Source organism: Lysinibacillus sp. EB271-A1-10B (genome assembly GCF_058791335.1).
The window spans coordinates 1-9,385 of record NZ_JBYTDL010000038.1; the positions used below are offsets into that span (position 1 = coordinate 1).

Genomic DNA, 9,385 nt, shown 5'->3' on the forward strand with positions numbered 1-9,385 from the left:
AATTGAACCGCCGTATACGGATCCGTACGTACGGTGGTGTGAGAGGTCGGGAGCTAATCACTCCCTCCTACTCGATTCAAAAATAATAAGGCCTACTCTGCTAAAAGTAAGTGGGTTATATAAATGGAAGACATGTTTTATTTTTATCTAGAGAGTCTTTCATATATACATTAGAACCTTATCATTTTAGCGTAGTAGTATGGTTAAATTATTGTAGGAAAAGACATAATGCCTGATAAGTAGCATTTATGATGAATAGAGAGGGTATAATTATGAACAGACACTTTTTTATTGCAGTTCCACTTCCTTCAGACATTAAAGCAGCTCTTCATGTGAGATGTGAAAAAATGAAAACTGACTTTCATTTTAAACGCTGGGTTCATCAGGAAGATTATCACATCACTTTGGCTTTTTTAGGTCATGCGGATGAAGAGCAATTACAAGCTATAATGAATGAAGTGAGGGGAAATCTTCTGAATGTTTTTCTATTCGAATTAAAAATTCAGGGGTTCAATACTTTTGGGAGAAAAGAGTATCCAAGAATTTTATGGGTCGATTTGCTTGAATCGCAGCAATTAAATGTTGTGCAAGAAATAGTATACCGAGATTGTATTAAGGCTGGATTTGAATTAGATAAGAAGCCCTTTGTCCCCCATATAACTGTTGCAAGAAAGTGGGATGAAGCATGCGGGAAAATTCCGTCAGAGGCATTGATGGAAGATAATTTTCAGCTTCCTAAATTTCTAGTAGAAGAAGTGGTTTTGTACGAATCAAAAATAGAGGAAACCCCGAAATATTATAAAAAAGCTGTCATTCGTTTAAATGGCCAATAGGTCTGTCAAAAGCCTACTACATTACAATAAGCTCGTAAACCTTAAAAAGGGTTTATGAGCTTTTTTGCTGAAACTATTTCATTTTTAATAATTAGTTCATCTTCCGTTCATTTAAGGATTTTATGCTAAGGATGTAAAAAGGAATGGAGGAGTTAACAATGAATCTTGCGTGGAAAGAAATTAAGAAGAATAAAGTAAGATTTTTAATATTAGGTTCAATTGTTTTTTTAGTTAGTTTATTAACATTTATTATTTCTGGTTTGGCGAACGGATTGTCTCAAGATAATGCCGCTCTAATTAAGGATTTACCACAAGGTCAATTTTATATGAATGAGGATGCAGATCAAACTTATAATCTGTCAAAAATAGATAGCGGTACACAAAACGAAATATTGAGCAAAGAAAAAAATGCAGTAGCTTTTTCATTACAAATGGGCTTTTTAAATGATCAGGACGATAAGCAGCAAAGCGTTGCCTTTGTTACATCGACCGATTCAGCGTTATTTGAAAATGTGGAACATGAGGAAGTCATATTAGACAGCTCAATGAAAGATAAAGGAATTAAAGTAGGAGATACATTAACGAATAATCAATTTGATGGCAAGTTTGTAGTAAAGGGATTTGTCGACCAAAAGAAATATAGTCATGCACCTGTTGCCTACATTAATAAAGAGGATTATAAAGAAATTTACCGTGTGGATGAAATGCAGATGATTTTCGTACCAGACGGAGATTCTTCAAAAGAATTTGCTGGATTAGAATCATTTTCAAATAAAGAATTTCTTAACACAATCCCAAGCTATAACGCAGAACAAATGTCTTTAAATATGATTGTTTGGTTTCTAGTAGTCATTAGTGGGATGCTATTCGCCATCTTCTTCTATATGATGAATGTCCAAAAAATCGGCTTATACGGAATTTTAAAGGCGATTGGTTTGAAAACAAGTAAGTTATTCAAAATGATATGGACACAGATGGCCATCATTACAGTTATTTCACTTGTTTTATCTGTAACCTTTAGCCAGGCCTTTAATCTGATAGCGCCAAAAGGAATGCCATTCACTTTAACGATCGCGACAACAACGCAATTATCGATTGTATTCCTAATTATTGGATTTGTAGGCGCTACAATTTCAGCAATCCAAATTAAAAAAATTGAACCATTACAAGCGATACAGCAAGGAGAGGCTTAATATGACTTTATTTAAAATCGATGAAGTTAGAAAAACGTTTACGAATGGCGAGGTAGAGGAGGAAATACTGAAAGGGATAGATCTTTCATTAAAAGAAGGAGAAATAACTGCATTGGTAGGTGCATCTGGCTCCGGTAAAAGTACGCTTTTGACAATTGCCGCAGGACTTCAGCCTGCAACAGATGGATATGTTATATTTGAAGGAAAAAACCTGTCTATTATGAACGCTGAGGAGGTTCGAAAAGTACGAGCAAGTGAATTTGGGTTTGTCTTTCAATTTGCACACCTCGTACCTTTTCTTACTGTTGAAGAACAGCTGCTATTAATGCTAGATGTTTCTGAATCGAAATTAAAGAAGCAGGAACAAAAAAATGAAATCGATCGATTACTAAAATTAGTAGGGATGGATCATCGGAAAAATTCTTATCCTTCTTCATTGTCAGGAGGGGAGAAGCAACGTGTAGCGATTGCCCGGGCGATCATTCATAAACCGAAAGTTCTATTCGCGGATGAACCAACTGCTAGTTTAGATTCACAACGATCAAAAGAGGTTATGTTATTAATTAAGGATTTAACTAAAACGTTAAACATTACAACTTTAATGGTGACCCATGATGAAGAGATGCTTGCTTATACGGATCGTATTATAAAAATGAGCGATGGTGTCATTTTGCAAGATGTTATTTAGATCGAGTAGTAGAAAGCCACAACCACAGCTTTTTGATGGTTGTGGTATTTTTTTTGAATCAATGGATGATTTCAGTCTAGGCGCAAATTACGAAATATTTTTAAAAGCCTAGTGTTAAGTTACCAAATCGATAAACGAAGGCAGCATATTGTAGAAGGAAAGGAGGAGGTGATTTGAAATGATGTTTGTTATTGCCTTAATAATTGTATTAGTAGGGTTAATAGCGGGATTCCAATTAAGCGAAGGACGGTCAGAAAAAGGGAGATATATCATTTGGGGTATCATTATAATGATTGCGTTTGCACCATTTTTATCATATTTAATTGGCGTATTGTATGGGGTATTGGTTAGAAATGGTTGGGCAGCATCGATTATGATGGTTTTATTTCCTATAATTTTTATCATAGGTCTTATTAATTTACTCTTAGGTATTTATAAGAAAAATGAAGAAGAGCATAATAAATAGCTACTTGTCTCTTAAAAGGGGTTAATTCGTTCAGTGTTTTTGTTATCTAAATTATAAAGGTAAAAAGCCGCGAGACTCCTAGAATTGTTTTTACGATGTAGTGTAAATGAAAATATAGCGAAGGAGACATATGCCTTCGTGTTCAAAATTCTATTTTTTGTACTGATGTGGCTCGTGCCTTGCCGTCAGAAAAGCATAGCGGTTTTTTACCATCTGGAAAAAAGCTTTTACGTTAAATACTTATGTCAATCGAGCTTTTCGGCTTACTTTACAGACCATTCTCATTAATGCCCTGTGTAACGAAGGGAAGATCGTAAAGACAACATCCATTGTTTTCCGCATTGGCATAGGACAAATAATAGGCTTATTTTTGTGCACGCCTGCAATAGCAATTTTTGCTAGTTGCTGTGGAGATATCATTTTTTGTTTTTTCATTTGTTTGGACATCGTCGATTTATCGATATTAATAGCTGTTGCTTTATCAAAAATAGGCGTATCAACAAAAGTCGGACAGAGGGTGCTTACCTTGATGCCAAATTCCTCAGCTTCATAGTGTAGTGATGTTGTTAAGCCCACAACTGCGTGCTTCGTAGTTGAGTATGCAGCTGATATAGGGGATGGTCCCAACCCTGCAGCTGATGATGTATTGATGATATGTCCAAAACCTTGTTCCTTCATGATTTGATACCCAACTTGTGTACCATAAACAATGCCCCATAAATTAATACCCACAATGTCTTTCCAATCGTCAATTGTCAATTGTCATATCATAAATTTCACCATACATAGCTATACCAGCATTATTGAACAAATAATCTAATCGTTGAAATTCCTCATATACATTTGAAATGACATGTTCAACATTTTCGAAATCGATTACGTTTAATTCAACAAATCGAGCATTTGAAGTATCTTTATTTAGTTCTGCCTCTAGCAGACGTCCATCATGTTCGTTAATATCTGCAATAATGACAAATACATGTCGACCTACTAACTCTTTGCAGATAGCCTTCCCTATACCTGATACACCGCCTGTAACAATCGCAACCTTTCTCATAATCATCACCTCTCGTATGATTTCCTTAATGGACAGGGTCTTCCTGCAATTGAAGTCGTTTAATGACAGCTGAGTATTCTTCGACGACAAGCTCTGCTCCTTTACTATTTAAATGAATGCCATCCAAAGTTAGATGTAGTCCTCTCTTTTTGGATAATCGATCAATCCGCAAAGGGTCTTTATACAACAGTACATCTTTTATCACTCGCATAACATTGGTGTTCACATATTCCGAACTTGTAACATGTTTTAATTGATGTTCAAAAACCTCTTGTATATTTAAAAAGCTAACATTTTCATATTTAGAAGAAATGGAATGAATAATGGAGGAGAGCTCTTTTAATTCCATATTGGGAGTATTTTTTATTTCCTCTCCTATTAAAGCTGGTGTTACTAAAACTACATGTTTAGATGAGGCTAAAATCATTTCTAAAACACTTGCATAGTAAACTTTAAAATCTTGATGATCTTTTGAAACCGGTTGTGCCTGCACTTTCAAAAGTCTAGTGTAGACATCATTGACACCAATCCAAAGAAAGCTAAGGTCATAAAAAGTAGCTAGCTTCGATTTCTCTAAGCGAGTGTGTAAGCTTTTCACTGTCTCACCTGGTTTACCGAGATTATCAAATTCTATATGTTGATGTTTAGCTCTTAATCTTTTAAAAAATGAAACCCCTGGTCGACCTTCTGTTAAGCTGTCTCCGATACATGCAATTTTCATTTATATCCCACCTTTTTTAATTCTCTTAAAAAAATGGTAACTGCCTGATTAAAGAGTGATTCTAGTGCTTTAAGCTCCTGCGTATTTGTCAGTTGACATAAGCCTCCTAGCCATGTGCCTAGTAGAACTGTCCACTCATCAATATTGCCATTAACAAATTCTCCTCGATCCATGCCTTCTTGAAGGATCGCACGATAAGCACCCATCGGTATAACCGCTAAATTGTATAACTGTTCCACTGATTCAGGGCTCGATTTTGGATTGGAAGCTAGTTCTTGCCCGGATCTTAATAAAGGTGTTTGGTAATGATAGAGAACATGCATGGCCATGCCATATAGTTTCTCTACTGCCGTAAAGTAGATACACTCTTTTTGAAGCCATTTGTTGTGCCAATCTTGCATTGTTTGTTGTGCTAGAAGTACAAAAAGTTTTTCTTTGTTTTCAAAATGGTAATAAATATGTCCCTTGCTGTAGCCTGAAGCGGTTGAAATATCTCCGACTGATGTTTGATTATAGCCCTTTTGAGAAAACAAACTAACCGCATGTTCCATAATTTCAACTTTTGCTTTCTCGCTATCATAACGTCTTTTATTCAATGATTTAACCCCTTTATAAGATTTGAACGGTCGTTCTAATTGTATTATACAATATTTTACTATTAGAAGAACGGTTAAATACCTAAAGCATCAAGTTTTAATAATTGCTACGAACAGAGCCCGCTATAAAAGTTTCTTACCTTTTATGCTAATACATAATTTGGTTGGAAGAAATATTAACCAAACTGTTGAACTATGAATTATGCTTTAAAAATCAGGAGGGGAATAATATGGGGAGAGTAGTTGGGTTTGAATTAAATAGTCAGGAGCCAGAAAAAGCTGCCGCGTTTTATGCCAAGGTTTTTGGTTGGGAAGTAGCTGCACCTAATTGGGAATATAGGGGCGTAACAACTGGAGATGATAATAAATCAGGGATTAACGGCGGTATTGCAAAGGGACCACATGATTATCCTTTTGGAACACGTATTCAAATTGAAGTTGATTCTATCGATGAAGCTATTTCAAAGGCTACGCAAAATGGTGCCGCTATTGTACGAGATAAAATGGAATTTGATGAATTTTACCTTGCCTATCTGTTAGACCCAACTGGACTAGGCTTTGGCATGATTCAAAACAAATAATCTGACTGATTAACAAGTCCTTGCAGTGGATTTTTGGGGCTTGTTTGTTAATAAATAAGATTGGAAATAATATCTAAAAAAGTATAGTATGAATAGTAGAGAAAGAGAGGGAAAGACATGAAAAAGATGTTAAAAATAGTATGTGCACTATTATTAGCTGTTTGGTTAATACCGATTGAAAGTGTACATGCAGCGAGCTTCAAAGATGTGTCCAAGGATAATATATTGATAACGGAAATTGATTACTTAGTGGAAAAAGGAATTATTAATGGCTATCCTAATAACCTATTTAAACCAGATACATATGTAACGAGAGCGCAAGTAGCTGTCATGTTAACACGTGCTTTAGGATTGCAAACGACGAATGTCAAAGATCCAAAGTATCAGGATGTACCTTCTACACATCCCTATTATAAAGAAATTGCGGCAATGCAAAATGCTGGGATTTTCGATGCGGCACAGAAATTTAATCCGAATGCAACTCTTTCAAGAGGGGATATGGCGATTGTGCTGCAAAGAGCATTTAAAATAAAGGGATCTGAGACAAGCTATTTTACAGATGTTTCAGAGAAGGCAAGGGGCTATAAGGAAATCTCGATAATTTATAGTAATAATATAACAAGAGGATATGATGATGGTTCATTTAAGCCAAATGTACCTTTAACGCGAGCTCATTTTTCAGCATTTTTAGCTCGTGCATTAACGTTATCGAATCCGAATCTATTAAAAGATACGGCGTATGACTATACGTATGCGCATTATTCGTTGGAAGACAAAAAACAGTATACATTAAAATATCAGTATAGTCATCATGAGGGTAATGATGTTTGGGCCGTAACAGATTTGAATTCTAATAAGATATTTAATGATGAGCTTTTATTTAGTGGCGAGTTTTATGGTCAAGCAAATGGCAGAAGTTCACATATGCATTACGATTTTGCTTTCAGTTTACCACTTAGAATTGGTGTGATCGCACATGAAAATGATGACGGGGTAATTTCAGGAATCCGAATTACTGTTAAAGCAACAGATGGCACTGTCCAAGCAGGTGGTGTCAATTATAATAATGTAATTGTTCTAGAAGAAAAGTCCATATACAGTGATGGAGTTTCAACATATTACTTTGTCGAAGGTATCGGTTTAGTTAAAGAGCTTTACAATGATGTTGTTGTTTATGAGTTACTCGATCGTACAGCCAATTAAATGTTAGCTACATGGAAAGCAAGTCTCCTATGAATGAGGAGGCTGCTTTTTGTCATGAAGCATCTAATCTAATGTAATATGAAAAAAACGATGAAGTGCTTGTCGCCAATCCTTTTCGTTATGAGTTGAATAGGTCGTTAGGGATTGTCCCTCGTAGATTCGGAATTCATTGTTAAGCATTGTATGACGTCCGCGAGGGGTACGAATCATAGCAATTTTATTTTTTTGTTTAGAAAGTCTTGGCGCAAACTTTGCATCGTTAGCGTCATCGAAAAAACTATATAGTAAACGCCAACCCTGTTTTGTTTGTTCGTATAGCATCCAGCCGTTCACTTCATCTCGTTCAATTTTATAAAGTTCATTACCTTCACGGTGTTGATGCCCAGCTATTAGTGGCACTGGCTTACAAGGGGCTACTGCACCTACCCCAACATCTGAAATATATGAATGCCCAGCAAAGTGGACAAGCAATAGCTGGTGCATAGGTACATCCTCAACAGGAGTATCATCTTCAACGTTGCGCCAAAACTGAGCATAGCGATTGGTTACAGAAAAGCCAAGCTCGCGAAGAAGCCAACTAAATAAAATATTTAGTTCAAAGCAATTTCCTCCACGATGTTGAATAATAATTTTTTGAAAAAGGTCAGGGATAGCGAAGGAGATGCCATATTTCAAGGCAACATCTAGGTTCTCATAAGGAATTATATGTAGATGTCTTGTTTGGAGCTGACCAAGTAGCTTAATGGAAGGCTCTAAAGATCCTTGAAATTGAATAAGCTTCAAATATTGCTGTATTTGTGAATTCATAATATCGCCTCACTCCTTATTAAATAACATAACCGAAATAGCTAAAGAATACACGTGATTATTAGTAAGAAAATAATAGAAAAATAGGTAAATAACTTGTAAAATTAAAATATTAGCTACTATAAGAATAATATTCACTATTAGTCTAGTTAATAATAATGATTGTAAGGTAGGTATACGAATGACAAGCGAAATTAAATGCGAAATGAAATGGATAGAAGTAAATTCATACGATGAAATGAGCGAAGTAGCAGCGGATATTTTCACTAAACAATTACAAACAAAGCCAGCAAGTATTTTAGGATTAGCAACTGGTGGTTCTCCAGTAGGGATGTATAAGGAATTAGTGAGACGCCAACAAGCTGGAAATATTTCTTTTAACGACGTGATCACTTTTAACCTAGACGAATATGTAGGTCTCGACCAATCAAGTCCCGCAAGTTATTGGACATTTATGCATGAGAACTTATACAATCATGTAGATATTAAGGAAGAAAATATACATTTACCAAATGGCAAGGCAGAAAATTTAGATGCGGAGTGTGTCGCTTATGATGCTCGAATCAAGGAAGCGGGATGCATTGACATTCAGCTATTAGGCATCGGCGTTAACGGACATATTGGCTTTAACGAACCGGGCACATCTTTCGAATCACTGACTAATATCGTAGAGTTAACAGAATCTACACGCACAGAAAATGCCATCTATTTTGAAGACTCTAAGGATGTACCGACGCATGCTATTACAATGGGTATTCAATCTATTATGAATGCCAAGGAAATCGTCCTAATTGCATTTGGTGAGAAAAAACTAGAGGCTATGGAAAAATTAAAAAGTGGGATCATCACTGAAGATTTCCCAGCAAGCCAATTATTAAATCATCCGAATGTAACGGTTATTTATGGCGGAACAAAATAGGAATTAAGCGTTAAGCGTAGACTTTATTTTATTTGAAGTCTGCGCTTATTTTTTTGAATTCGAAGGGACGGGGATAGGAATCAGAGCGACGGATAGAATTGACAAAGTGACGGAAAGAATTAGCAAAGTGACGGAAAGAAAGGCGAGAGTGACGGAAAGAAGAGCCGAAGTGACGGAAAGAAATCAGAGTGGCGGATAGAATGGGCAAAGCGACGGATAGAAAGGCGGGAGCGACGGAAAGAAATGCGAGAGTGACGGAAAGAAGAGCCGAAGTGACGGATAGAAATCAGAGCGACGAATAGAATTGGCAAAGCGACGGAA

At 36.1% G+C, this 9,385-nt stretch carries 13 protein-coding genes; 7 read left to right on the top strand and 6 right to left on the bottom strand.

Annotated features, from left to right (window positions below; genetic code table 11):
* Positions 1–248 precede the first annotated feature (248 nt).
* The 4 genes from thpR (at position 249) to AC3WSK_RS25255 (ending at position 3,180) form a co-directional block, all read left to right on the top strand.
* Entirely contained in the window at positions 249–833 is a 585-nt protein-coding gene (gene thpR / locus AC3WSK_RS25240; protein ID WP_492414904.1) for an RNA 2',3'-cyclic phosphodiesterase, read from the top strand.
* Positions 834–991: 158 nt separating this feature from the next.
* Positions 992–2,026: an ABC transporter permease gene (locus tag AC3WSK_RS25245; protein WP_079563279.1), complete on the top strand. Its 1,035-nt coding sequence runs from the start codon at positions 992–994 to the stop codon at positions 2,024–2,026.
* A 1-nt stretch (position 2,027) separates the two neighbouring features.
* Positions 2,028–2,714 carry an ABC transporter ATP-binding protein gene (locus AC3WSK_RS25250; RefSeq protein ID WP_079563280.1) on the top strand — a complete coding sequence of 229 codons (687 nt, stop codon included), beginning with the start codon at positions 2,028–2,030 and terminating at the stop codon, positions 2,712–2,714.
* Between the two features lie 178 nt (positions 2,715–2,892).
* Positions 2,893–3,180 (top strand): hypothetical protein, encoded by a 288-nt coding sequence (locus tag AC3WSK_RS25255; protein WP_079563281.1) that lies wholly within the window; start codon positions 2,893–2,895, stop codon positions 3,178–3,180.
* Positions 3,181–3,420: 240 nt separating this feature from the next.
* On the opposite strand, the gene AC3WSK_RS25260 is transcribed toward AC3WSK_RS25255, so the two are convergent.
* The 4 genes from AC3WSK_RS25260 to AC3WSK_RS25275 are packed head-to-tail and all read right to left on the bottom strand — an operon-like array spanning position 3,421 to position 5,554.
* Positions 3,421–3,912, bottom strand: a complete 492-nt coding sequence (locus AC3WSK_RS25260; protein WP_346427006.1) for an SDR family NAD(P)-dependent oxidoreductase — start codon at positions 3,910–3,912, stop codon at positions 3,421–3,423.
* Between the two features lie 16 nt (positions 3,913–3,928).
* A complete protein-coding gene (locus AC3WSK_RS25265) occupies positions 3,929–4,237 on the bottom strand; it encodes an SDR family NAD(P)-dependent oxidoreductase (RefSeq protein WP_346427007.1) in 309 nt (102 codons plus the stop codon).
* Between the two features lie 25 nt (positions 4,238–4,262).
* Complete coding sequence (locus tag AC3WSK_RS25270; RefSeq protein ID WP_492414903.1) at positions 4,263–4,958, bottom strand: SGNH/GDSL hydrolase family protein; 696 nt, start codon at positions 4,956–4,958, stop codon at positions 4,263–4,265.
* Complete coding sequence (locus tag AC3WSK_RS25275; protein ID WP_492414902.1) at positions 4,955–5,554, bottom strand: TetR/AcrR family transcriptional regulator; 600 nt, start codon at positions 5,552–5,554, stop codon at positions 4,955–4,957. Before AC3WSK_RS25275 ends, AC3WSK_RS25270 begins: the two co-directional genes overlap by 4 nt.
* 230 nt (positions 5,555–5,784) lie before the next feature.
* Here AC3WSK_RS25275 and AC3WSK_RS25280 point away from each other — a divergent pair, with 230 nt between their 5' ends.
* A complete protein-coding gene (locus tag AC3WSK_RS25280; RefSeq protein ID WP_492414901.1) occupies positions 5,785–6,135 on the top strand; it encodes a VOC family protein in 351 nt (116 codons plus the stop codon).
* Between the two features lie 117 nt (positions 6,136–6,252).
* Positions 6,253–7,338 carry an S-layer homology domain-containing protein gene (locus tag AC3WSK_RS25285; RefSeq protein WP_079563284.1) on the top strand — a complete coding sequence of 362 codons (1,086 nt, stop codon included), beginning with the start codon at positions 6,253–6,255 and terminating at the stop codon, positions 7,336–7,338.
* A gap of 63 nt (positions 7,339–7,401) precedes the next feature.
* Here AC3WSK_RS25285 and AC3WSK_RS25290 read toward each other — a convergent pair whose 3' ends face one another.
* Complete coding sequence (locus AC3WSK_RS25290; RefSeq protein WP_079563285.1) at positions 7,402–8,145, bottom strand: arylamine N-acetyltransferase family protein; 744 nt, start codon at positions 8,143–8,145, stop codon at positions 7,402–7,404.
* Between the two features lie 205 nt (positions 8,146–8,350).
* Here AC3WSK_RS25290 and nagB point away from each other — a divergent pair, with 205 nt between their 5' ends.
* Positions 8,351–9,064: a glucosamine-6-phosphate deaminase gene (gene nagB, locus AC3WSK_RS25295; protein ID WP_492414905.1), complete on the top strand. Its 714-nt coding sequence runs from the start codon at positions 8,351–8,353 to the stop codon at positions 9,062–9,064.
* Positions 9,065–9,183: 119 nt separating this feature from the next.
* On the opposite strand, the gene AC3WSK_RS25300 is transcribed toward nagB, so the two are convergent.
* A partial coding sequence (locus AC3WSK_RS25300) for a hypothetical protein (protein ID WP_492535154.1) occupies positions 9,184–9,385 on the bottom strand: 202 nt, incomplete at its 5' end.